16 protein-coding genes are annotated in these 25,017 nt (G+C 61.5%); 3 read left to right on the forward strand and 13 right to left on the reverse strand.

The window, feature by feature from the left end; translation table 11 throughout:
- Positions 1 to 143 precede the first annotated feature (143 nt).
- Positions 144 to 1,445, forward strand: a complete 1,302-nt coding sequence (locus tag ACWHXP_RS11525) for a D-amino acid dehydrogenase (protein ID WP_489633815.1) — start codon at positions 144 to 146, stop codon at positions 1,443 to 1,445.
- Positions 1,446 to 1,538: 93 nt separating this feature from the next.
- Here ACWHXP_RS11525 and ACWHXP_RS11530 read toward each other — a convergent pair whose 3' ends face one another.
- Positions 1,539 to 3,179 carry a methyl-accepting chemotaxis protein gene (locus ACWHXP_RS11530; protein WP_489633814.1) on the reverse strand — a complete coding sequence of 547 codons (1,641 nt, stop codon included), beginning with the start codon at positions 3,177 to 3,179 and terminating at the stop codon, positions 1,539 to 1,541.
- Between the two features lie 156 nt (positions 3,180 to 3,335).
- Positions 3,336 to 4,148, reverse strand: a complete 813-nt coding sequence (locus tag ACWHXP_RS11535; protein ID WP_489633813.1) for an AraC family transcriptional regulator — start codon at positions 4,146 to 4,148, stop codon at positions 3,336 to 3,338.
- A gap of 170 nt (positions 4,149 to 4,318) precedes the next feature.
- Here ACWHXP_RS11535 and ACWHXP_RS11540 point away from each other — a divergent pair, with 170 nt between their 5' ends.
- Positions 4,319 to 4,594 carry an EamA family transporter gene (locus ACWHXP_RS11540; RefSeq protein WP_489633812.1) on the forward strand — a complete coding sequence of 92 codons (276 nt, stop codon included), beginning with the start codon at positions 4,319 to 4,321 and terminating at the stop codon, positions 4,592 to 4,594.
- 42 nt (positions 4,595 to 4,636) lie between these two features.
- Entirely contained in the window at positions 4,637 to 5,209 is a 573-nt protein-coding gene (locus tag ACWHXP_RS11545) for an EamA family transporter (RefSeq protein ID WP_489633811.1), read from the forward strand.
- A 24-nt stretch (positions 5,210 to 5,233) separates the two neighbouring features.
- Here ACWHXP_RS11545 and ACWHXP_RS11550 read toward each other — a convergent pair whose 3' ends face one another.
- From ACWHXP_RS11550 to ACWHXP_RS11600, 11 genes are all read right to left on the reverse strand, one after another.
- Positions 5,234 to 6,151 carry an SMP-30/gluconolactonase/LRE family protein gene (locus ACWHXP_RS11550; RefSeq protein WP_489633810.1) on the reverse strand — a complete coding sequence of 306 codons (918 nt, stop codon included), beginning with the start codon at positions 6,149 to 6,151 and terminating at the stop codon, positions 5,234 to 5,236.
- Between the two features lie 35 nt (positions 6,152 to 6,186).
- Positions 6,187 to 7,149: an ABC transporter permease gene (locus ACWHXP_RS11555; protein WP_121039022.1), complete on the reverse strand. Its 963-nt coding sequence runs from the start codon at positions 7,147 to 7,149 to the stop codon at positions 6,187 to 6,189.
- Positions 7,146 to 8,120 carry an ABC transporter permease gene (locus ACWHXP_RS11560; protein ID WP_489633809.1) on the reverse strand — a complete coding sequence of 325 codons (975 nt, stop codon included), beginning with the start codon at positions 8,118 to 8,120 and terminating at the stop codon, positions 7,146 to 7,148. Before ACWHXP_RS11560 ends, ACWHXP_RS11555 begins: the two co-directional genes overlap by 4 nt.
- Entirely contained in the window at positions 8,117 to 9,637 is a 1,521-nt protein-coding gene (locus tag ACWHXP_RS11565) for a sugar ABC transporter ATP-binding protein (RefSeq protein ID WP_489633808.1), read from the reverse strand. The genes ACWHXP_RS11560 and ACWHXP_RS11565 overlap by 4 nt, the downstream gene beginning before the upstream one ends.
- Before the next feature lie 91 nt (positions 9,638 to 9,728).
- Complete coding sequence (locus tag ACWHXP_RS11570; RefSeq protein WP_039787515.1) at positions 9,729 to 10,796, reverse strand: ABC transporter substrate-binding protein; 1,068 nt, start codon at positions 10,794 to 10,796, stop codon at positions 9,729 to 9,731.
- A 518-nt stretch (positions 10,797 to 11,314) separates the two neighbouring features.
- Positions 11,315 to 12,402 (reverse strand): IS3 family transposase gene (locus tag ACWHXP_RS11575; RefSeq protein WP_489633807.1). Its coding sequence is split into 2 segments (ribosomal slippage): positions 11,315 to 12,150 and positions 12,150 to 12,402, totalling 1,089 coding nucleotides; the frame shifts between segments, so codons are not numbered across the junction.
- A gap of 236 nt (positions 12,403 to 12,638) precedes the next feature.
- Positions 12,639 to 12,767: a hypothetical protein gene (locus ACWHXP_RS11580; protein WP_489633806.1), complete on the reverse strand. Its 129-nt coding sequence runs from the start codon at positions 12,765 to 12,767 to the stop codon at positions 12,639 to 12,641.
- Between the two features lie 69 nt (positions 12,768 to 12,836).
- Positions 12,837 to 13,253 carry a hypothetical protein gene (locus ACWHXP_RS11585; RefSeq protein ID WP_489633805.1) on the reverse strand — a complete coding sequence of 139 codons (417 nt, stop codon included), beginning with the start codon at positions 13,251 to 13,253 and terminating at the stop codon, positions 12,837 to 12,839.
- A gap of 432 nt (positions 13,254 to 13,685) precedes the next feature.
- On the reverse strand, positions 13,686 to 15,812 hold the full coding sequence (locus ACWHXP_RS11590) for a hemagglutinin repeat-containing protein (protein WP_489633804.1): 2,127 nt from the start codon (positions 15,810 to 15,812) through the stop codon (positions 13,686 to 13,688).
- Positions 15,813 to 15,865: 53 nt separating this feature from the next.
- Entirely contained in the window at positions 15,866 to 16,273 is a 408-nt protein-coding gene (locus ACWHXP_RS11595) for a hypothetical protein (protein WP_489633803.1), read from the reverse strand.
- Positions 16,274 to 16,295: 22 nt separating this feature from the next.
- Positions 16,296 to 24,863, reverse strand: coding sequence for a two-partner secretion domain-containing protein (locus ACWHXP_RS11600; RefSeq protein ID WP_489633802.1), 8,568 nt, complete (start codon positions 24,861 to 24,863; stop codon positions 16,296 to 16,298).
- Positions 24,864 to 25,017: the final 154 nt, after the last annotated feature.

Genomic DNA, 25,017 nt, shown 5'->3' on the forward strand with positions numbered 1-25,017 from the left:
CCCGTTTCAGCGCGATTTTCATGAACCGTTCATGAAATCAGCCATAAATACGCGAACAAACACTATTTATTCACCCATATGATAGCTGAATCTTCTAATCCAACAGCCTTTTGCAGCGGCATCAACGAAACGGGGAGTTCAGCATGCGCGTCGTCATTCTTGGAAGCGGTGTCATCGGGGTCACCAGCGCCTGGTATCTGGCCAGGGCCGGTCACGATGTGACCGTGCTGGACCGCCAGCCCGGCCCCGCGCTGGAAACCTCCTTCGGCAATGCCGGCCAGATCTCTCCCGGCTATGCCTCGCCCTGGGCCGCCCCCGGTATTCCCCTGAAGGCCATCAAGTGGATGTTCCAGGAACATGCCCCGCTGGCCATCCGCCCGGACGGCACGCTCAACCAGCTGCGCTGGATGTGGCAGATGCTGCGCAACTGCAACGCCGAAAGCTACGCCGTCAACAAGGAACGCATGGTGCGCCTGGCTGAATACAGCCGCGACTGCCTGCGCGACCTGCGCGCCGATGTCGGCATCCCCTATGAAGGCCGCCAGCAAGGCACGCTGCAACTGTTCCGCTCGCAAGAACAGCTCGAGGGTGCCGCCAAGGACATCGCCGTGCTGCAGGAAGCCGGCGTCCCCTTCGAACTGCTGACCCCGGAACAGCTGGGCGGTGCCGAGCCGGCGCTGGACAAGGTGCGCGGCAAGCTCACCGGCGGCCTGCGCCTGCCCAATGATGAGACCGGCGACTGCCAGCTCTTCACTACCCGCCTGGCCAAGATGGCCGAGCAACTGGGCGTGAAATTCCGTTATGGCGTCTCGATCGACGCCCTCACCATGGCCGGTGGCAAGATCGCCGGTGTGGTCTGCGGCAAGGAACTGGTGCAGGCCGACAGCTACGTGGTCGCCCTCGGCTCCTACTCGCCGCAACTGCTGCGCGACATCCCCGGCCTGCCGGGCATTCCGGTGTATCCGCTCAAGGGTTACTCGATCACCGTGCCGATCACCGATGCCTCGGCCGCACCGGTCTCCACCATTCTCGACGAGACCTACAAGATCGCCGTCACCCGCTTCGATGAACGCATCCGCGTCGGCGGCATGGCCGAGATCGTCGGCTATGACACGGCCCTGAAGGCCAAGCGCCGCGCTACGCTGGAACTGGTGGTCAACGATCTGTTCCCCGGTGCAGGCGACACGAAGCAAGCCAGCTTCTGGACCGGCCTGCGCCCGATGACCCCGGACGGCACGCCCGTGGTCGGTGCCACCCCGGTCTCGAACCTGTACATCAACACCGGTCACGGCACGCTGGGCTGGACCATGTCCTGCGGTTCGGGCCAGCTGCTGGCGGACCTGATCTCGGGCCGCCGCCCTGCCATCGCCCATGAAGACCTGTCGGTGGCGCGCTACATGGCCTCGGGCAGCACCGTGCAGACGCCGCGTCTGGCAGGGGCCTGATCGCTGCAACAGGACATCCTCGATAGTCTCTTCTGCATCCCTCGCAGAATGGTTGGCCGGAGTGAAATGCTCCGGCCTTTTTTATGCGCGCAGTCAAGCCAGCGACAAGGCCCTTGAAACGGGCACCACCGCTGTCGAAGAAGCCGCCACCGCAGTCGGCACGTCCGCTTCGCCGGGCAATTTGAAGGCCTGCATCAGCGTCACCAGCCGGCTGGCCTGCGCGCTCAGGCTTTCCGCAGCGGCGGCCGATTGCTCCACCAGCGCGGCATTCTGCTGGGTGACGTCATCAAGTTGCTGCACGGCGGTCCCGACCTGCGAGATGCCCTGGGTCTGCTCCTGCGTGGAAACGCCGATCTCGCCCACCAGCGCCGCCACCTGGCGCACCTGCGTGACCACGCCACCGATGGCCTGCGAGGCTTCTTGCACCTTGGCGTAGCCGCTGTCGACCTTGTCCACGCTCTCTTCGATGAGGGTCTTGATTTCGCGCGCGGCCTGCGCAGAACGCTGGGCCAACGTACGCACTTCCGAGGCCACCACCGCAAAACCGCGCCCCTGCTCGCCGGCCCGCGCCGCCTCGACCGCCGCATTGAGGGCGAGGATGTTGGTCTGGAAAGCAATGCCATCGATCACCGAGATGATCTCCTTGATGCGCGCCGAACTGGACGCAATGCCCCCCATCAGATCCACCACGCCCGCCACTGCTTCGCCGCCCTGGCTTGCGGCCTGGCTCACGGCATCGGCGCGCTGGACGGCCTCGCCCACGGTCTGCGCATTGTGCCTGACGGAGCCGGTCAGCTGCTCCATCGAGGCCGCCGTCTCTTCCAGGTTGGAAGCCTGTTCCTCGGTGCGCTGACTCAGGTTGAGGTTGCCGTCGGCGATCTCGGAAGCGCCGGTATCAATGGCGTGGCAGCTCTTGTAGACCTCCTGTACCAGATGCGACAGACGCAGGCGCATGCCTTCCATGGCGGCCAGCAGGCTGTGCTGATCGCCCTCACGCAGACGCACCGCACTGGCCAGATCACCCTGCGCGATGGTCTGCGCCACCTCCATCGCATAATGCGGCTCGCCGCCCAGCTGGCGCGTGATCGAGCGCTGGATCAACGTGGCGAAGGCCACTCCCAGCACCACCATCGCACCGAGCAAGGCCACCAGATACCAGGCCGTGCGTTCGACGCTGGCGGCGGAACGATCGATATGGTCCTGCACCGCCTGGTCATAGATCTTGACGATCTTCAGGAAGACGTCGCGCAGCTTGACGTGCGCCGGATCCGTATTCTTCTGCAACTCGGCCAGCGCGCCGGCGGTATCGCCCTGGTCGGCCTTTTCCATCAGGGTCTGGAAGGACTGGCGGTAGACCGGCCAGGCCTGGTTCAGGGCTGCCACCAGCGGCTCCAGTTCAGGGGTCTTCTCGGTGCGCTGCAGATAGTCGAAGGCCTCCTGGATCTGCGCTTCCGCCTTCTGGTTGAAGGTCCGGGTGCCGATGCGCGAGTTGGGATCGCCGGCATTCGGATAGAGGTAGGAATAACCGCGCCGGAAATGAATCGCCATGGCCAGCGCGGCGGTATTGAGCGTCTGCATCGGTGCCAGCCGCTCCCGGTACATCTCCCGTTCCTGCGCACTGATGCTGCGCAGACTCAGAATGCTCCAGCTGACCATGACCAGCATGGCGACCAGAAAAAGGGCAGACAGCAAGGCCAGCCGCGCAGAGACGCGCAGCGATTGCAGAAATGACATGGTGAATCCTCCCGAGTATGGCGAACTATCGTTGTTGTTTGCTGCGCACCCCTGCGCGAATGCCATCGTTACGCCGGTGGCCGGCAAGTTGTACGATGTCGGTCTAATTTACACCAGAGTGAGCCAGAATATGAAGTAATTTACCTAACAAGCGGCTCACGGGTTGCCACGATGCGCCGCCAGAGCCGCCACATGGGCGGAGGGGACCTGCCCCGTCATGCGTTTGAACATGGTCGAGAAGGTCGCCGGCTGTTCGTAGCCGAGGTCGTAGGCAATCGCCGTCACCGAATGTCCCAGCGCCAGCCGCGAGATCGCATTGACGATGCAGGCGCGCAGCCGCCATTGCTGGAAGCCCATGCAGGTCTGCGCCAGGAATCTGCGGGTGAAGCTGCGCTCGCTCATGTGCAATTGTTCGGCCCACTCGGCCGGGCGCGCGCGGATCGAGGGCGATCGCATGAAGTCGCGACACAGCGCCCCCAGCTTCTCCTCCTGCGGCAGCGGCACGTACATGGGAATCTCGCGGGCGCGGGCGATCTCCTTGAGCAGCAGGTGCATCAGCGCCTCCTCGCGGCTATCGGGTGCGTAATGCGGATCGATGCGGGTGGCTTCGATCAGCAGCTCGCGCAGCAGTGGATGCACCTCCAGCACCTGGCAGGTCCGCGCGGCGCGCGGCGCATGTTCGGGCTCGACGAAGGCGCTGCAGGTCGTCACCGGCAAGAGCATGCGGCTCTGGTGCTCGCGCCCGGAAGGAATCCACACCGCGTGCTGCGGCGGCACCACCCAGGCCCCATCCTGCGTCACCACCTGCATCAGTCCCCCCAGCCCGAACAGCAACTGCGCCCGGCGATGGCTGTGCCAAGCCTGCAGCGAATCGCGCGCGTAATCGGCGCCGGCGGCCACCACCGGGCGCGCGATGCGGTCCACCCGGTCGATGGGCAGCGGGGAACGGGAGGGAGAAGGCTTGCGCATGGTCTGGTCTCACTTGGCGTACATGCAAAGATGACGCACCGATGATGGAAACTCCGCCACCACGAAGCTTGCCTCGCAGCTTGGCGTAAATTCAAACATTCTTGACCCAAGTACGAAAGTCAGTCAACCGGCCCTGCCCTACTGTACGGTTTTCATCCAACGATTTCGCCATGCCTCCTCCCCTCCTCTCCGGCATCCTGGTCGCGCTCATCTGGGGCCTACAGCCCGTGATCTCGCGCTACGGCTTGCAGCAAGGGCTCACGCCCCTGGATGCGACCTTGATGCGCTTTCTCACCAGCGGCCTGCTGATCCTGCCCTTTGCCTGGCGGCGCGGGCTCTGGCAGGCCTGCGGTGTCGGCTGGGGGCGCGGGCTGGTGCTGTTCCTGCTGTCGGGCCCCTTGTTCAGCCTGGTGCTGGTGGCGGGCGTGAACTACGCGCCGGCTTAACATGGCGCGCTGATCCATCCGGCCCTGACGCCGCTGTTCGGCATGGCGATCAGCCGCTTCGCCCTCGGGCAGCGCGAACGCATCTCCCTGTGGGGCGTGCTACTGCTGCTTGCCGGACTGGTACTGGTGGCGCTCAATGGCATCCTCGCCAGCGGCGGACTGGCTCCCGATGGCGCGTGGCGCGGCGATCTGCTGTTTGTGCTGTCGGCGCTGATGTGGTCGAGTTACCTGATGCTCAATCGCGCCTGGAAGATTGCGCCCCTGGATGCGGTGGCGCTGACGCAAGTGCTGTCGCTGGCCTGCATGCTGCTGGCGCTGCCATGGCTGGGCGCGCAGACCTTCAGCAAGCCGGCCTCGGCACTGCTGCTGCAGAGCGCCTACCAGGGCGTGCTGGTGAGCATCGTCAGCGTGGCCATGTTCAACTGGGTGGTAGCGCGACTGGGCGTGAAGGCGCTCATGCTCAATGCGCTTTCGCCGCTGTTCGGCGTACTGGCCTCGGCGTGGATCCTGGGCGAGACGCTGTCGGTGTCGATGATGACGGGTGCCGTGGCCATCGTCGCCGGACTGGGCGTGACCATGAAAAAGAAACGCCCGGTGCGCACACCGGGCGACTGATGCAGACGGCGCGCCTGCGGCCGCTCAGGGCCGCACGGCCCCGTTGACCGCCAGATACACCGCATACAGCGAGGTGGTGGCGGTGATGAAGAGGCGATTGCCGCGCGGCCCGCCGAAGACAACATTGGACACCACTTCCGGAATCAAAATCTTGCCCAGCAAGGTGCCATCCGGCGCATAGCAGTGCACGCCATCGCCGGCCGAGGTCCAGATGTTGCCCTGGGCATCCAGCCGGAAACCATCGGCCAGCCCCGGATCGATGGTTGCAAACACCTCGCCGCCCTTGAGCGTGACGCCCTCCACCACATCGAATACGCGGATGTGATGCGGCCCGCCCGCACGGTGCGTGAGACCGGTATCGGCGATGTAGAGCCGGCTCTCATCGGTGGAGAACGCCAGCCCGTTTGGGCGCTCCAGGTCGCTGCTGACGAGGCTGATGTCGCCGCTGTCGCCATCGATGCGATAGACATTGCACGCACCGATTTCGCTCTCGGCCTGATAGCCTTCGTAATCGCTGTTGATGCCGTAATCCGGATCGGTGAACCAGATCGAGCCATCGGACTTGACCACCACGTCATTGGGCGAATTGAGACGCTTGCCCTGCCAGTGCGAGGCCAGCGTGGTGATGCTGCCATCGTGTTCGGTGCGGACCACGGCGCGGCCACCGTGCAGGCAGCCGACGATGCGGCCTTCACGGTCCAGCGTATTGCCGTTGTTGAAGTTGGAGGGCTCGCGAAATACGCCCGCCCCTGCGCCCTCGGACCAGCGCATCAGGCGATTGTTGGGGATGTCGCTCCAGATCAGTTCCTGCGTGGCCGGCAGCCACACCGGGCCTTCGGCCCAGCGGCAGCCGTGGTAGAGACGATCGACCTGGGCGGTGTCGATGACCATGCGGCGAAAGCGCGGATCGAGATGCTGGAAGGGGGTATCGGGCAAGGACATGCGTTCTCCTTTTCGGTGTAATTGACGCTGACGCCTCAGCGATACTGGCGGCGGCGGCCGGAACAGACGATCACGGCGATGATGATGAGACCCGACAGCACCGAGCGTTCGCCCGCCGACAGGCCCACCACGTTCAACAGCGTATTGGTGAAATACAGGAACAGCGCCGCGCCCCAGATCCCGGCCACGCTGGGCCGGCCACCGGTGACGCTGGTGCCGCCGATGACCACCACGGCCACCGACATCAACAGGTATTCATTGCCCATGTCGAGCGAGGCACCGCCCGAGAACCCGGCGATGAGCAAGGCGCACAGCGCCGCAAAGACCGCGCACAGCACGTAGCACAGGCAGCGGATGCGTTCCACGCCGATGCCCGCCAGCCAGGCTGCACGGGCATTCTGGCCGACCGCCGAGAGGAAGCGGCCGAACAGCGTGCGCCCCAATATCCAGGCCAGCCCCAGCGCCACGGCCAGCACCAGCCAGGCCAGTTGCGGAAGGTGCAGCAGCCATCCGGTCGCGAAGCTGGCCAGCAATTGCGGTGGCGTGATTTTGAGGCCCTGCCCGACATGAATCGCCAGCGACTGCAGGATGAAGGACGAGGACATGGTGGCAATGATGGGCGGAATCTGCAGCAGACGGATCAGCAGATAATTGGCCAGCCCGATGCCGACACCCACCCCGAGCGTGACCAGCAGCCCGAGCAGGATGCCGCCATCCTCGCCGCCCATGGTACGCAAGCCCAGCGCCCCGGCCAGCGCGATGGTGGACGGAATGGAGAGATCGATGTTGCCTGGCCCGGTGGTCACCACCAGCATCTGCCCCAGGCCCACCAGCACCATCAGCGCCCCGAAAGAAAACGCAGACAAGCCGATATTGAAGGCCGCCTCCGGCCCGGCCACCGCCAGCGTGGCCAGCCACAGCAAGGCCGCCCCCATGAAGGACCAGACCCAGGGCCGCTGTTGCAGCGCGGCCCCCATCGTTGCACGCGCGGCGCTCATTGACGTTCTCCCCGTGCCGACAGCAGGATGCGCATCGACAACACGATGATCAGGATCGCGCCCTGCAAGCCGATCTGCCACTTCGGCGCGATGTTGAGGAAGGACAGGAACGAGGCCGCAATCCCCAGCGTGATGGCCCCCAGCGTGGCACCGATGGGCGAGACCTTGCCGCCGATGAAGCTGCCGCCGCCCAGGATCACGGCGGCAATCGAGATCAGCGTGTAGCGCTGCGCAATATTGGCATCGGCCGAAGTAGTGATGCCGACCAGCGTCAGTGCAGAGAGAATGCCCAGCACGCCGGCCAGCCCGTACATCAGCGCCTTGGCGCGCACCACCGAACCGCCGCTGCGCACGATGGCCTTGGGATTGCCGCCGGCACCGCGCAGCCGCACGCCCAGCGAGGAACGCATCAGGAACCAGTGTCCGCACAGCGCGATCAGGACCGCATAGACGATGGGCGTAGGCACCACCGGAATGGCCAGGTTCATCACATCCTGTATCCATTGCGGCGTGGCACCGCCCGGCATGGGCAGCAGGATCAGCGCCCAGCCGCCCCAGACGAAGGACAGGCCCAGCGTCACCACGATGGACGGCAGATCGAACAATTCCACCAGCGCGCCGATGGCCGCGTACAGCAGCACGCAGGCAATCAACGCCGTCACGCCCAGCAGCGGACGCTCCGGCAACCAGGTCACGGCGATGCAGGAGACCAGGCTGATGAAGGCACCGATGGACAGATCCAGGTCATTGACGGCAATGATGCACAGCTGCGCCATGCTGGCCAGGATCATCGGCACGGCCAGATTCAGCAGCAGACCCAGCCCGAAATAACTCATCGTATTGGGATTGATCCAGAAGATCGGTGCCAGCACCACGGCCAGCGTGGCCATGGGCAGCAGCAGGGTCTGGATCTCGTGGCGCGACAGCAGGCCGTGGCGCGCACGCACGGGGGTGCGGGCAAGCGTAGTCATGCGCGGGCTCCTTCGAGTGGAGGTGTGACGGTGGCGCCATCGGCGCGCACGTTGCCGAAGGACGCGGCGATGATGCGTTCCTCCGAGAGTTCATGGCGGGCCAGTTTCAGGGTGACCTGCTGCTGGTAGAAGACGTAGGTCGCATCGCAATATTCGAGCTCGTCGTTCTCGGTGGTGTACCAGACGAAGCTGCGGCCGCGCGCCGCTTCTGCGCGGATCAGGCGATACATGTCGACCTTGGTGCCGAAGTCGACGCCGCGCATGGGATCGTCCATCAGGATCAGTTCCGCATCCGACGACAAGGCCCGCGCAAACAGCACCTTCTGCTGGTTGCCACCGGACAGCGAGAGGATATTGTTGGACAGGTCCGGCGTACGGATCGCCACGCGTTCATGCCACTGGCGGCCCAGTTCGGCTTCGGCGGCACGATCGATCACGCCGCCGCGCGCCAGATGCGGCAGCTCGCGGATGCTCAGGTTGCGCAGGATGCTCCACAGCGGGAAGTTGCCATCGCGCGCGCGATCCCCGGCCACGAAGGCCACCCGCATCTTGCCGCGATATTGCTCGAAGAGCCGGATCAGCATCTCGGTCTGCCCCTGCCCCGCCAGCCCGGACAATCCGACCACCTGGCCACGGCGCACGCCCAGTGCACCGACCGGTGACGCTGCCGGCAGTTTCACTTCCAGCAGTTGCTGGCTTTGCACGTCTGCGGACTCCGATTCCTGCTGCGCCTGCTGTTCGGCCTGACGCTCGATCTGCTTCTGGTCGGCGTGGCCCATGGCGTGGACCAGCGCATCACGCGTGAGATGGGCGGTGTGATCCTGCAAGACCAGCTGTCCATCGCGCATGACGGCAATGCGATTGCAGCAGTCAAAGATCTCGCCCAGCATGTGCGAGATGAAGACCAGGCTCATACCGTCTTCAAGACGCCGGCGGATGTAGGCCGTGAGCCGCGCTGCCGTTTGCGCATCGAGACTGGAGGTCGGTTCATCGAGGATCAGCAGGCGCACCGGCGCATCCACCACCGTGAAGGCGCAGGCGATTTCCACCATCTGGCGCTGGGTGATGCTGAGTTCGCCGACGATGCGATCGGGATCGATGCCATGGCCGGGGAAGATGTCATCGAGCTTTTCCGTCACCAGCTTGCGCGCCCGGCGCCGCCAGCCCCAGCCCTTGAGCTGCGGATGAAACACGCAGAGGTTTTCGGCCACGTTGAGGTTCTGGCACAGGGACAATTCCTGGAAGACGCAGCGTACGCCCAGCCGGTAGGCGGCCTGCGTGGTGTAGTTCTGGCGCGCCTGACCGTCGATGATGATCTGGCCGTCGTCACCGGGCAGCACGCCGGCCAGCACGTTCATGAGGGTGGACTTGCCCGCGCCGTTGTGGCCGACCAGGCCCCAGCATTCACCGGGCTGGATGTCCACGCTCACATCTTGCAGCGCCTTGACGGGACCAAAGGACTTGCGGATATGCGACAGGCTGCACAAGGCGGCCGAGGGGGGATGGCTGGCGTTCACGCTGGATCACCTGTGTTCTTGAGGCAGTGGATGCGCCCATGGCCCGCGCGCCGCCTTCAACGAGGCGGTCTGCACGGGGATGGGACAGGACTTACTTGGACTTCGGCGTATCGAGCAGCTTGACGGTATCGGCCTGGGAGAAGCCGATATCGGCCACCCCGCCCTGCGGCGTCTTGGCCAGCGCATCCGGCAGTTGTTCCGCGGTCAGGTAGAGCAGCGGTGCCACGATATCGACATCCTTGGGGATCTTCTTGCCGGCCAGCACCTGCTGCGCCACCCAGAAGGCCACGGTCACTGCGCCGGGCGGATTGGAAGCGGAATAGGTCTTGTAGCCGCTGGGGATCTGGGTCTTCCACCATTGCAGTTCGTCCTCGCGGTTGCCGAGGATGATGATGGGCAGTTCGCGGTTGGCGGCCTTGAAGGCTTGCGCCACGCCGAAGCCATCGCCACCCTGGGTGACCACGCCATCGACCTTGGGCAGGGTCGGCAGGATGCCGGCCACGGCCTTCTGGGCCACAGTCTGCGCCCAGTCGCCGTTGACGGAGCCGACGATCTTGAGGCCCGGATGCTTCTTGAGGCCGTCCATGATGCCGGCGTGGATTTCACCATCGACCGACACCCCGGCCAGGCCGCGGATTTCGAGGATGTTGCCCTTGCCGTTGAGACGCTCGGCGAGGTAGTCGACCTGCCGTTCGCCCATCTTGCGGAAGTCGAAGGTGACGCGATAGGCACAGGGTTCGGTGACCACGCCGTCATAGGAGACCACCACCACGCCGGCGGCGCAGGCTTTCTTGATGGTGCCGTTGAGGGCCGTGGGAGAGGCGGCATCGACCACGATGGCCTTGTAGCCTTGCAGGATCAGGTTCTGGATCTGCTGGGCCTGTTCGGTGGGCTGGTTTTCGGAAGTGGTGAAAGCGGGGGCGGCGGCCACCAGCTTGCGTTTGACGGCATCGTCGGCGGTCGCGGCCCAGGTCTTGAGCATGGACTGACGCCAGGCATTGGCCGCGTAGTTGTTGGACAGGGCGATCTTGGCTTGCGAGGTATCGCCGGTGGCGACCTGCGCGTTGGCGTGGCCGGCGCCGAGGATGAGGGTGGCCGAAGTGGCTGCGATGGCCGCGAGATGCAGCCCGACGCCACGGCGTCGTACCAATGCGTTCATATTGTCTCCGTTGTTGGCTATCAAAGCGGACTTGTTGAACGTCCGCGTATTGCTGCAATTTCTTCTTATATGAAACGATGGCCTCGTCGTTCAGAGGTCAACTTGTATGACGATTTATTCTAGAGAGCAGGGTCAGGGATGTCAAATGGTCAGACCACATGGCCGGACGCTGAGCTAGGAGTGGGGTTTTGGGGGATTGGTTCTCGCAGGATGGGTGGACTGCGGGAGTTGTGAGGATTTGAGATGAAGCGGGATATGAATTTTCTGACTTTGTCGGGCTGCTATCGGGGTGCAGAGCTTCATATCGGCATTTCACGCGTCCGGGAGCGCTGGTGGGCGCTGCTGAGAAAGAACATTCATTTCATTGCGCCACCGTTAATCCGGAGACATCCAGTTCGGGCAGATCTTCTTTTGAATGGTCCGTTTGATCGAGGACTGAAGGTGGCGAAGAGTTGCTGGAGCTCCGGGCGGGCGAAGGGTAATCCCCCCATTTCTAACGTTTGCCAGAAGTAGAAACGTCAAGCAGCCATGGCCAGCCGCTGTTTCGGGGTAAATCCGCCCAAGGCCATGTTAGGGCGTTCATGGTTGTAGGTCCACATCCAGTTGCTCGCAAATTGCTGAACGTGCTCCAAATCATCCCACTGATACTGAGATAGCCATTCATAGCGCACAGTCCTGTTGAACCGTTCCACATAAGCGTTCTGCTGCGGCTGGCCCGGCTGGATGTACTGCAGCTCAATGCCCGTTTGCTGTGCCCACTGTGTAATTGTGGTACTCAGGTACTCCGGGCCGTTGTCGCATCGAATGGCGCTGGGTTTACCGCGCCATTCGATGATTTGCTTCAGGCTACGAATCACTCGCTCCGATGGTAGCGAGAGATCCAATTCGATGCCCAGTGCCTCTCGATTAAAGTCGTCGATCACATTGAACAAGCGGATGCTTCGCCCATCTGCAAGCTGGTCGTGCATGAAGTCCATCGACCAGGTCTGGTTGCAGCCACTAGGTACAGCAAGCGGCCTAGGTACTTCGCGGACCAACCGCTTGCGCGGTTTGATACGCAGGTTCAACTCCTGTTCGCGATAGATACGGTAGACGCGCTTATGATTCCAGCCAAAGCCACGGACGTTGCGCAGATACAGGAAACACAGACCAAAGCCCCAACTGCGGTGGTTATCGGTCAGTCGGAGCAACCAGTTTGCGATCTCTTCATTCTCTGGCTTACGCTTGCTGATATAGCGATAACAGGTTTCGCTTACCTTAAACGCCTGACAGGCAAGCTTGATCGGCACACCACGTTCTTCAACAACGCGCTTGGCCATCTCGCTGCGACGAGATGGCCTTACCAGATTTTTTCGAGCGCCTCTGCCACAATCTCGGCCTTGAGCTTTTCCTCGATGTACATTTTGCGCAGCCGGGCGTTCTCCGCTTCGAGCTCCTTCATGCGCGCCATCATCGATACATCCATGCCGCCGTACTTCGAGCGCCATTTATATAACGTCGCTGTGCTGATGCCTAGTTCGCGGCAGATGTCCGGAACACCAAGGCCTGCTTCAACACGCTTGATCGCCTCGATAATCTGGCTGTCTGTGAACTTCGATCTCTTCATTTGTAGAACTCCTCTGTGAGAATATTCTACTTCTGGCGGCGTTGGTTTTAAGGGAGGATTACCTTTCTTTGTATGTCTTCCCGCGTCCCGGAGCGGGCTGAACATCAATTGTCATTCCTCCCGTGGTTGAGCCATTTATGAGGCCGATCCGTGTTCCGTATTCACGAAGCATCGAAATGCCGTTGTACCCCGGCCGCGTGGCATCCTTAGCCCCTGCCGTGATCTTATTGTATTAGTCAGTGGGCATTGTTGCCCGCCAGCGAAACACCCTGCCGCCCCGCAATCGTGCCGCCACTATTGACGATATCCTGCGCCGCTTGGAAGACCACATCATTGCCCGCGATCAGCGTGCCTTGTCCGGTCACCTGCCCGGCAATGCCTTCCGCGCCGCCTTAGATCAAAGATTTTTAAGGCGCGCTTTCAGCCTTGCATTATCAGTTTTTATCGCTGTCGGGTCTCAATCCTTGCAGTGACTGATTAATCTCTTCACCACTGATAGTCTCATCACTTTCCTCATAGTCGGACGGTTTCGAGTAGTCGACTTCGATGTCAAATTTTCCATCCGAGAACAACGTAAAAGTAAGCCCCCAGATACGATGACCAGTATTTTCAAGCATTACATCACGAATATAAATTGATGCATCCAATCCATTCCAAATTGCGTCGTCATCAGCTTCGAAGCCACCACTTTCATGAACTTCCCCTTTGTGTTCAAAGCACTGATCACCTCTCGCCATATTTTGAAATATAGCCATCTTGCACCTGGCCATATCCCAAGCTCGTGATCCGACAAAGGCCTGCAAATATATGGCAAGTGCCCTGTACGCTTCCTCTAAGCTCTCAAATTTCATTGCAATACCTTATTGTTGAAATCTAAATGGCACAGACTTTGCATCAATCTTTGCCCGTACCGTAAATTCATTCAGCCTTATTGAAGACACGTCATATTTGACATCAATACTAATATCGACGCTCTTTCCAGGGGCGTCGAGAATTCCGGGCATAAAAAACCCGCTGACGTATCAGCGGGTTTTTCATTGTGGCGGAGGGGGGAAGCCTAATCCTCTTCGCAAATCACCATCGGCTGGCGATTTATCGTTTCAAAAATTTCCAAATACTGTCACTGATACTGTCAAAAATATTTCCTTCCCTCTAATCGCACATCTTCGTATCGCTATTACTCTAGCCGTCTAGACAGAGGTCATTCCCGTCTTCGTTGGCATGAAAGGAGCAATCTAGGCGGGGCCTAATCTAGCTGGCCAATCCGCGTTCGTTGCGATCGATTAGGCAGGTCTGCCGTGATCGCCGTTGCGGAGGAAGAGCTTGCCAGAGGCACTGGCGTTGAACATCAGACCGTCCGTGCCAATCGATACACCAACCGAACCGGAGCTACTCTGGTTGTTGCTATGCTGTTCGGAGGTATTCTGTGCTGCCAGCAGGCGCACTTCATTGGCGGCCTTGAGCGTGGCGTTCACGCCCGCTTTGATGTCGCTGCCCTGGATGACGATGTTGCTGTCGGCGCCACCGCCTTGTGCGCTGATATTGATACTGCCGCCAGCAGTAACAGACGAGCCGCGCACCGTATTGCTGGACTGTTCAGAACGGCTTTCGCTGCTACTGCTCCCAACGCTCAAGGCGAGATTGATGCCACCAGCCTTGTCAGCATCATTGGCATCCCGCGACGGCGTCTTGCCGGTGGTCGGGTCGGTCGGTCCGGTAGCGATCTGGTTGGCCTTACCGTCAATCGTGCTGCCTTGGCCGGCCTTGATGGCATCACCTGCGTTCTTGGCCGCAAATCCCATGTTGGCCAATGCCAGCGCCTGCATCCGCCCATCCTTAGTCTTGCTCGCAGCATCAGCCATCTGATCCACCGTCTGGATCGCCGAGATCACCGGACTGGTGACCGCGACCGTCAGGCCACTTTGCTTGAACTTGTCTTCGGTGGTGGTTTTGCTGGCTTGCTCTGCCGCACGGATTTCGACCGACTTGGCTGCGATATCAATGTCGCCCTTCGGTGCCATCACATCGCTGCCTACTTGCGTGTAACGATTGCCTGCAACGATGCTCACGTTCCCATCCGTACTACCCACGGTCGAAGCAGACGCCGTCTGTCCCTGCGTCTTTCCGTCATGGCTCTGCTCGCGTGTGCCTATGGCCACACCGAAGCCTGCGCCCATCACGCCACTGGTAGTCTCCTGACGGAAGTTGTTTTGGGTGCTGCTGTCAACAGCGGCCACGATATTGACGTTATTGCCAGCCGCCATGCCGGTCCCCAATGTGGAGACCACGTTGCTGCCCTTGACATTGATGTCATTGCCCGCCCGCACCGCCACCGTATTGCCGGAGAAGGTCGTCCCTTGATTGATGGCCTGGCTGCTGCTGTCATCCGTGGTCACGGTACGCGAGGCCAACATGCCGCCGCTGTCGGTCTTCTTGTGCTGATCTCGCGCACTGGCCGTGCTCACATCGGTACCGACATTGACGTTATTGCCTGCTGTAGCAGCGAGTGAGCCTTCGGCGTTGACGTAGGCTGCCTGCGCATTGATGTCGCGGCTGGCCGTGACGCTGATCTCCTTGCCTTGGACCGTGCTGCCAATAGCGTTGTCACGGTTGACTTCGGCGCGGTTGTTGTTGTCCCAGGTGATTTTTTCTTGAGACGTTTCGTGAACGGTCGACAGATTCACGTCACGCTGCGCAACCAACGTCACGTTATCCGCAGAGGTGCTGCTGGCCTTGAGATTGATGTCGCGCCCGGCCACGGCAGTCAGCGAGCCATTGCTCTCGGACACCGACATCGACGCGCTCTGGTTGATGTTGGTCCCGCTGGTGACCGCATTGGCCGTTGCTACCGTGGTGGAAGCGCTGTTGATGTCACGACCCGCACTGGCCACCAGCGTATTGCGCGCATCAATGGTGCCGCCGATGTTGTTGATGTCCTGCGCCGCCGCCATCGTCACCGCACTGCCGCTGATGCGCCCGCCCAGGTTCTGCACGTTTTTGCCCGCCAGCGAAACACTCTGCCGCCCGGCAATCGTGCCCCCGCTGTTGACGATATCCTGCGCCGCCTGGAAGGCCACGTCATTGCCCGCAATCAGCGTGCCTTGTCCGGTCACCTGCACATTGGAGGCATGGATGTACACCTGCGGCACCAGCACTTCCTGCGTGCTGCCATCGGCCAGCGTCACAGTCTGCTTGACCAGCCAGACAATGTCCGTCTTCAGTTCCGCAATCTGCGCATCGGTCAACGCCACGCCCAGCGTATAGCGCTGCGATTGCGCCACCTGCACGCCCGCGTTCATCAAGGCCTGGTATTGCGCTTCATTGCTGCTGTATCCGGCCAGATACCGTTGGCCGGTGATCTGCTGCACCTGGCGCTGGATCAGTTGCACGCAGTACACCTTGGAATTCAAGATTGAAGTGATATCCTCGGAGGCTGCGTTACACCGCCGATACAAAAAAGGATCTAGATATCAACCTCAACGACTGTCTCCAATGACTCAGGCAACGTCAAAAAATGACGCCAAGCCTCTAAAGCCATTTTCCACTCACGTAGTTGGAAATGCCCCTCGGGTTGACCACACCAATCATCATTAATAAGAATATCAACTTGAACACCAGTTTTACTAAACGTCAGTTCAACATCATTTCCACCACCTACGATTCTGGAATCGATGCCGACCTCAATATCATCGATATACTTAAGCAGCCGATCACACTGAGAAGGAACCTGCGCAACTGCGCTTAATACTCCCGAAAGATAACGAACATAGCGCTCGTAGCCTGGCTCTGGAAGGATTTCGGGCCACCAATAATATACTTGCCCTGACTTAGGATGGACTCCGCCGTCAACATAAGAAAATCTAAGTTTCATTTTTTGGCTTATTCAATTTTCCCTACTTCTTAAATACAGGATAGACCGTCGTACGAGGCGATACATATCCTTCGACTTGTACTCCTGAAGGCGTCATTGCACTCCATTTTCCATCAGGAAGAATTTTCCGCTCAGCAGAATTCCAGGCTGCATTAACTTCATCCCGAATTCTCGCAGCATCCCAGTTTTTTGGGAACATTGAATTCTCAGAACCGTTGCTAGTCTTGGTAATCCATTGCCCCGGATTTTTCGGATCAGGCACTTGAATAGTTGCCTTATACACTCCCGCCGCATCAGGAGCAGACTCTGTTCCAGGAACGATTCTGACGTCCCCATTAACCAGACTGTGCCCCCCAGTTGGCTTTCCGGCCTTGCTGTAATCGGCACCGATCGCGTGGTCAATATCAACTGGCGATCCTTTAGCACTGTTTTCCCCGTTACTCTCTGAACTCCCGCTGCTGCCACTGCTAGTACTACCAGTAGAAGCATAAACATAACCCGGAATAGTAACTGGCGGAGCCATCGCAACCGCACACGGCATTCCCGGAATGCACGCAGCCACCGGCGGGGTGACAACTACAACAGCCGTTCCTGAAGGCCCGCTCGGATCCCAAGGATCACGAGGAGGCAAATCAGGTGGCAACGCATTGGGGCCGTGTGTAATGATCTGGGCGGCGATCTGTCCGAAATCCCGAGCCAGTTGTACGACAGTATTTTTGGCTAGCTTCGCGATATCGAGTGCAATATCTTGGGCGTTGTAATCGAATAATCCCACACTCTTCGCCAACTCCAACTGCTTATATTCTGCAGCCACATACGCGCTATTGCCCCAATCCCCCATTGACTTCGCATTCGCATATTCAGGAGTTCCAGGCGCAAACTCCTGCCAGCAACGGAACAAAGCGCAAGCTGCTGCCTGAAGCCGTGCTTCTTTTTTGGGATCGCCATCAGCAAGTTGTTTGATCTTTTCAATCTCACGAGGACTCGCCTGCCGATTATTCAAATCAACGTTGTAAGCACTAGCTGCGCCAGCGCCTCCTCCCACTGCAGTACCAATTGCCGAGGCCGCTGCAAGCGACACTGCGCTCTCCACTACCGGTGGCAGTCCTAGCTTTTTGATCTGTTCAGCGATATCTGGCATCAAAGCTGAACTTGCTGCTGCGCCCAAGGCTCCTGAGACACCACCAGCCAGCAATCCAATGGCAGCATGCGCACTAGCACGATACGTTCCGCCTTCTTTCCATTGATCAGCCTCGGCACTCAACTTGGTAGCTTCAGCCTGATCTCCATCCTGTGCTGCCTTAAGCGCAGACCGTCGCAGTTCCCCTTCTTTGGCATCGGCATAGCTCCCAACCATCTTGGCCGCCTGCTGCCCAAACGCCTGCGTAATCTTCGCCTGCGCCTCCACATCCTCACGCAGCTCATTGCCATTCCAGTTCTTCGCCAGGCTACTGCTGCTGTCCTTGCCCGTGCGCACCGACGTATCCAGCGAAGCCACGACCTGATCCGGGCTTTGTCCAGTCTTCGCCTGCTGCGCCTGTGCGTCGGTGATCTTCACAGCACCACCTGACACACCACTGCGTGTCACGCTAGTCTCGCTACCAGATGCATTGCCAATCCCGGCGCCGCCACCCGGTTTTCCTCCGGACGTGCCTGCGCTCACGCTCTGGCTCTCCGCCGAATATTGACTCCGGTTCTGGATATCACTGCTCGTCAAGGTCCCGGTGGTCAGGCTGTTCTTGCCCTCTTCCACTGCCTTGTCCGTGCTGGCAATCTGCGCACCCTTGAGGTCCGTATTGCCCTTGACGTTGATCTGGAATCCACCATCGCCCGCCATGATCCCCGCCTGCTGGCCCACGCTCGCGTAGTCCGCATCCACCCGGCTGCGGCTGGCATTGACGCTGGCACCCGATCCATAGCCGATGGTCGCACTGCCGCCAATGCTTTGATCCCGGCTCTTGAAGGTACTGGTGTCCTGCACGCTGGCGATATTCAGGTCGCGTCCCACATCGGCCACGACCTTGTCGCCTGAAACAATCGCGCCAATCAGATTCGTATCCCGTCCGGAATCGATATTGACCTGACCACCAGCACGCACCTGCGTCATGACGTTGGAGACGTCCTTGCCGTCGCTGTTGCCGCGACTACCCGCCGCATTGGCGGTAAAGCCGAACTTGGTCTGCGAACCAAACTGCGCCGTAAAACCTACTCCCCACGACGACGACGAACGATCGCCATGCTGTTCATCCGTGTTCTGCGACGCAATCAGGTTGATGTCGTTGTCCGCCTTCAGCGCCAGATTTCCCTTGGCACTGATGTCGCTGCCCGCAATGGTGATATTGCTGTCGGTGCCACCGCCGGTGGCGCGGATGTTCATGTTGCCGCCGGAGGCCACCGTCGAGCCGCGTTGTGTCACCGTATTCTGTTCGGTACGGCTGCTGTTCTGGCTGCTGCCCAGCATCACGCTGATGCCGATGTTTCCGCTGCCTTCTGCCGACGCTTTCTGCATATCTCCCACAGCGCTGTAGACCGACATGCCCGCCGTCGCTGCAGCCAATGCCTTGGCACGGCCGCTCTTGGTCTTGCTCGCTGCATCAGACATCTGATCGACCGACTGCATCGCTGAAATCACCGGACTGGTGACCGACAAGGTGACACCGCTTTGCTTGTACTTGTCTTCGGTGACGGTTCTGCTCGCTTGCTCGGCCGCTTTTATTTCCACCGACTTCGCGGCGATATCAATATCCCCCTTCGGCGCCACCACATCGCTACCCACCTGCGTATAGCGATTGCCCGCGACGATACTGACGTTGCCCTCTACGCTGCCCACCGTCGAAGCAGCCGCCGTCTTGCTCTGCCCATCCACATCCTGGCTCTGCACCCGGCTACCCACCGTCACCCCAAAGCCCGCCCCCATCACACCGCTCTTGGTCTCCTGCCGGAAGTTGCGCTGTGTGCTGCTGTCCGTTGCGGCCACGATGTTCACGTTATTGCCCGCCGCCAGCGCCGTGCCCTGCGTGGACACCACATCGCTACCGGTGATGTTCACATCATTGCCCGCCCGCACCGCCACGGTGTTGCCCGAGAAAGTGCTGCCCACGTTCCGGCTGTAGCTGCTGGAATCATCCGTCTTGACCGACGTGGCCGTGAGCAGGCCACCCGAGCTGTGCTGGTGTTCATCTCTTGCACTGCCGGATTCGTTGGCTGTCTCGATGCGCACATCACGCCCGGCCGTTGCGCTGAGCGCGCCCTCGGCCACGATCTGCGTGCCCTTGGTCACCACGTCCTGACCGGCGCGGATGCTGATGTTGTTGCCGCTGACCTGTGTGCTCACATCCTTGCTGCCGGTCAGCGTGGCGCGGTTCACGCCGCTCTCGCTGATGCCGTGCGCACCGTTGGACTGGTCCACCAGATTCGGGCCGGTCAACGTGCCGACCCAGTTGGAGGCACCGCTGTCATTGGCCCAACTGATCTGCTGCCGGAAGTTCTCGTTGACCGTCCCCAGGCTGACGTTGCGGCCTGCGGCCAGATTCACGTCGCCCGTTCCGGCGACCACGGCTGCATTGGCCGTGACGTCACGGCCAGCGGCCAGGGTGATGTCCTTGCCGCTGACACTGGCAACCTGGTTGATGTTGGTGCCGCTGGTCACCGCATTGGCGGTGCTGACGCTGGTGCTGTTGACGTTGATGTCGCGTCCGGCAGCCAGCGTGACGCTGTTGCTGCCGTCGATGGCGCCGCCAAGGTTGTTGATATCCTGCGCCGCCGCCGCCGTCACGTCACTGCCGCTGATACGCCCACCCAGGTTCTGCACATTGTTGCCCGCCAGCGAAACACTCTGGCGCCCCGCAATCGTGCCGCCACTGTTGACGATATCCTGCGCCGCCTGGAAGGCCACATCATTGCCCGCGATCAGCGTGCCCTGCCCGGTCACCTGCACATTGGAGGCATGAATGTACACCTGCGGCACCAGCACTTCCTGCGTGCTGCCATCAGCCAGCGTGACAGTCTGCTTGACCAGCCAGACAATATCCGTCTTCAGTTCCGCAATCTGCGCATCGGTCAGCGCCACGCCCAGCGTGTAGCGCTGTGATTGCGCCACCTGTACGCCCGCGTTCATCAAGGCCTGGTATTGCGCTTCATTGCTGCTGTATCCGGCCAGATACCGTTGGCCGGTGATCTGCTGCACCTGGCGCTGGATCAGTTGCTGTTCATAGAACCCATCCCCCAGCTGTCGCACGCTGGCCGTCAAGCCCAGTTGATTCAACATGAAATCCGACGACAGCCAGCTGCGCGTGCCAACGAACTGCGGATCGGTCTGCACGAGGAAGCGCTGCGCCGGGCCCGCATTGATGCGGAAGAGCGCATTGTTGGGCAGCGTCAGGTCGAGGTTGGCGATGCGGATGCTGGCCGCGCCTGCGCTCGCACCCGAGGCTCCCGATACCGACGAGGCCACCGCGCGTACCGAATTCTGGCGATTAGGTCCGGCTCCGCTGGTCGGCGTGATGTCCAGCTGGAAGTTGGTGACGATGTCCTGCGATTGATACGGCGCATCGTCGTAGCGCCGATCATCTGCGCTGAAGGTGTGGCTCTTGATGTAGGTGTAACTGGCCGAGCCCGTCGAGACCACGCGCTGGCGGCCCAACGGGCCGGTGTTGTTGAGGTTGGTGCCGTTGACACTGTCGCCGGCCACCGTGCCGCCCGCGATGAACTGGCTGGCGTAGTTGTTGACGGTACCAGCGGCCAGGCTCATGTTGCCGCCGGACGTGATCATGCCCGGATCGCTCTTGGTGACGACCGTGCGCGTGATCTGTTCGGTACCGTCGTAGATGGTCCATTCTCGATAGGAACGGCTGCGGACGTTGTTGTTGAAAGCGATGATCTTGTCATTGAGCGCAAGCGTCGCCGCCATGTAGGCATCGTACTTGGGCTTCCAGACTGCGTACTCCGCCTTGTACTTGGCCATCTCTTCCGCACTGGGTAGCGTCGTGCTGCAAGACTCATAGCAGTTCTCGGTAGGAAGCGGCATGATGGGAATGGGCCCGAGCGCCTCCGGCGGTGTCACGCCCATCACTTGCCAGACGCGATCCGTCACCTCGTAGTTGAAGATGGCCGGATGATCGACGATGGTCGAATCGCCGCCCGCACTACCGTCCTGCCATCCCGGGAAATAAGCTGGCGCGATGGCATCGTCGCCCCCCTTGACACCCTTCGAATAAGTGAAAGGAGGACCATAGCGTTCCGCTGGATAAGCCGATGACGGCAGGACAAGACGAAAATTGTCTTCATCGCCCATGGCCCGCCAGTTGGTCGGTCCTACCACCTGTCCCGAACCGATGTTGACCAGACTGGCCGTGTTCCCATCAATCAACGTCGACGAACCATTGACGCGATAACTGACAATGCGATTACCCGGCCCCGTCTGGTCCGTCGTCTCCAGATGCGCATTGGTGTTGTTGATGCTTCCCGCCGCAATGCTCAGGTTGCCATCGGCATTGATGGTGGCACTGCTGTTGTTGATCTCGCGGGCGCTGCCGGTGGCTTTCTTGTTGGCGTCCAGCGCGCCGCCAATGGCCATGTCGCCGACCGAATAGATCAGCCCGTGCTCGCTGTTGTTGACCACGCCCGCGCCGATGTCGAGGCGGTTGCGGGCCGCAATGACCGGCGCACTGGTCACGCCGTTGACGGTCTCGGCCTGGTTGTTCAGCACGTCTGCACCGATGGCGATGTTGTCGCCATAGATGCGGCCGGTGCCGAGGTTGTTGACGGTGCTGCTCTCGATGACGGTATTGACGCCATCGATCAGGCCACGGTTGATGAAGGTGTGAACGTCGGTGGCCTTGAGCTTCAGGGTATTGCCCACCAGCGAGCCGCTGGCCTGGTTGTCGATGGTGGCGGCGGTGAGCATGAGCGTGCCGCCCGCACCGACCGCGCCGGCATTGGCGAAGGTGCCTGCGGTGCGCAGGTCGATGTCACCGCTCGCCCCTATCTGGCCGGTATGAAGAATCGACGCCACCAGGTCGATGCGCAGGTCCTTCTGGCTGAGGAACCTGCCGCTCCCGGTGAAGGAATAGGCCAAAACGCTGGTCTGCTGTCCGGCGATGACGGTGCCGTTGCTGTTGTCGATGACCAGCGCACGGCTGGCCGGGTTGGCATCCGTGAGGCTGGCGCTGTTGGTGGCGGAGATCAAGCCGGCGTTGTTGTCGATGCGGGCGCCGGCGGTGAGCGTGATGGCGTCACCGCGCATCGCGCCCTGGCGGTTGCTGATGTCGGCCGCGCTGACGCTGACGGTGGCGCCTTCGATGCCCTGGTTCTGGCCCTGGGTGCTGTCGTTGCGGACGGTCCCGGCCTGCACGTTGACGGTGCCATCCGAGCGCATCAGGCCCGCGCTGTTGTCCACGCTGCCACCGCCCACCTGCAGATCCACGCCCTGTCTGGCCTGCAGCGAGCCGCCGCGATTGCTCACGGCACTGCCCTCCACCGTCAGCTTGCCATTGGCACCGATCACGCCGGCATCGTTGTCCAGGCCGATGGTCTTGAGGCTGATGTCGCCGTTGGACGAGACATTGCCCCGATTGACCAGCGCCCCCGCCGTCACGCTCAGCGGACCTTGCGCCACGATGCCGCGCGCGCTGCCGGAATTGGCGTTGCGCACGGTGTTGCTGCCGGCATCCAGGCTCAATGCATCGCCCGCTTGCAGCAGGCCGCCGTCATTGCCGAGGTCGCCGCTGCGAATGTCGAGCTTGCCCTGCGCGACGATGTTGCCGCTGCCGTTGTCGAGCGCGCCGCTGGCGACGCGAACGTCACGCTGCGCGGCGATGTTGCCCTGGCGATTGTCGAGGGACTGGTTCTGGCTGTCGATGCGGATGTCGTTGGCGCTGAGCTTGCCGCTGTGGTTGTCGATGCCTGCCGCTGTCAGCGTGAGTGCTTGTGCGGCATTCACCTGGCCCTGGTTGGCCAGGGTTCCGCTGGTCGTCACGTTGACCGCATCGGCACTGGAGCTCAGCGTTCCCCGGTTGGCCAGGCTGGCGGCTTGCACGGCCACGGGTCCATTGGCGGCCAGGGTGCCGTCGTTGCTGACGCTCTGTGCAGCCTCGATGCGCAAGCGCTCGCCGGCATTGACGCCGCCGCTGTTGGCGAGACTGCCGACCTGCAGGTTCACGGCCTGCGCGGCTTCCATGCGTCCGCTGTTGCCGGTGCGGGCGCTGCTGCTGACGTTCAGCGCACCCTGCGCCGCACGCACGGTACCGCTGTTGTCCACGCTGGCGGCGTTGATGCTGGCATCGGCATTGGCCTGCAGCGTGCCGCTGTTGCTGAGGGAACCGGCGGACTGCACGGCCAGGGTGGTGCTGCTGCCGATGCTGTTGCGGTTGTCCATGCTGGCGGCGGCGATCTGCACATTGCCCTCGGCGCCGATGCTGCCGGTGTTCTGCAGCGCGCCGCTGGCCTGCACCGTCAGCGCACCGGCACTGGCGATGCTGCCGCTGTTGTCCAGCGCGGTGGTGTTGAGGCTGGCCGCGCTCTTGCTGCCCAGTTCGCCCGCATTGCTGATGCCGCCTGTGGTCTGCACCGCCAGCAAGCCGGTAGCAGTGAGACTGCCGCTGTTCTCCAGCCGGCCATCGGCCGTCACCACCGCCTGGCCTACCGACGCGCCGATGTTGCCCGCGTTGCGCACGCCCACGCCATGCTCGGTGGAGGTCAGATAGATGTGGCCGGCATACATGCCGCCCAGTTGCGCCACGTCGATGGCCACCGCCGGTGCGGCGTCGCTGGCGGCCACACCGGGAACCACGCTGGCGTGATCCGCGCTGACGGTGTTGAGGCCCGCGCTGACCTTGAGTTCGGGGGCCCAGATGCCGGCATTGACCTGCACGGCGCGCGCGATGATCTCGGCGTAATCGGTGCGGCTGGCATCCATGCCGTTGCCCTCAATGCGCACCGCACCGCTGGCCACGCGATAGCTGTCCAGATTGCCGTTGACGATCTGGGGTACGCCCGTGGTGAGCGTGGCGCGGTTGGCATTGATGAAGCCGCAGCCGGAACAGGTGATGCCCGCCGGATTGGCCACCACCACCTGCGCCCGCGCCCCCGCCACTTCCAGGTAGCCGCGCAGATAGCTGGGGTTGGCCGAGTTGACCTGGTTCACGATCACGCGCGCTGCGCCCGTGGCCAGCCATGGATTGCCCGCCACATAGCCGCCCAGCTGGGTGGCCGTGGTGCCCTGCGCATTGTTGAGGATGGCGCCATTGGGGCCGACATCGAATTGCCGGTAGCTGTTGAGCGACACCCCCGCTGCACCCGGCGTCTGGATGTTGACCACCGGCACGCCATTGGGCGTGGCCAGCACGGTCGGCTGCTGATTGCGCGGGGCGCTGCGGTCGCCGAGGATCTGCGCATGGGCCACCGTGTTCATGGCCAGGGCCAGCGCTACCGCCAGCAGCGAAAAGCGCAAAGCGGACGGTAACAGGTCCGGCATCGCCGCACCGTTGGCCGATGTGCGGCCGTGATGCTGGATGCTGGAGGCGATTTCTGCAACGGCCATCAACTGGCCACGATGCCGGTTGAAAACCAGCTTGTAACGCTGACGATTCATGAAAACCCCGGGTGCTGTTGTCGTTATGACCGGTCACGACAACGAACCCCGATTCGTTGTTTTCCGTTTCCGGTTAGCAATATTTTGCTTGCCAGGGTCGGGATGTTAATTTAGGTTAACGAGGAAAGGTGATTTTTCAGTACACGAGAAGCTT

The organism is Herbaspirillum sp. Her2 (genome assembly GCF_057961375.1).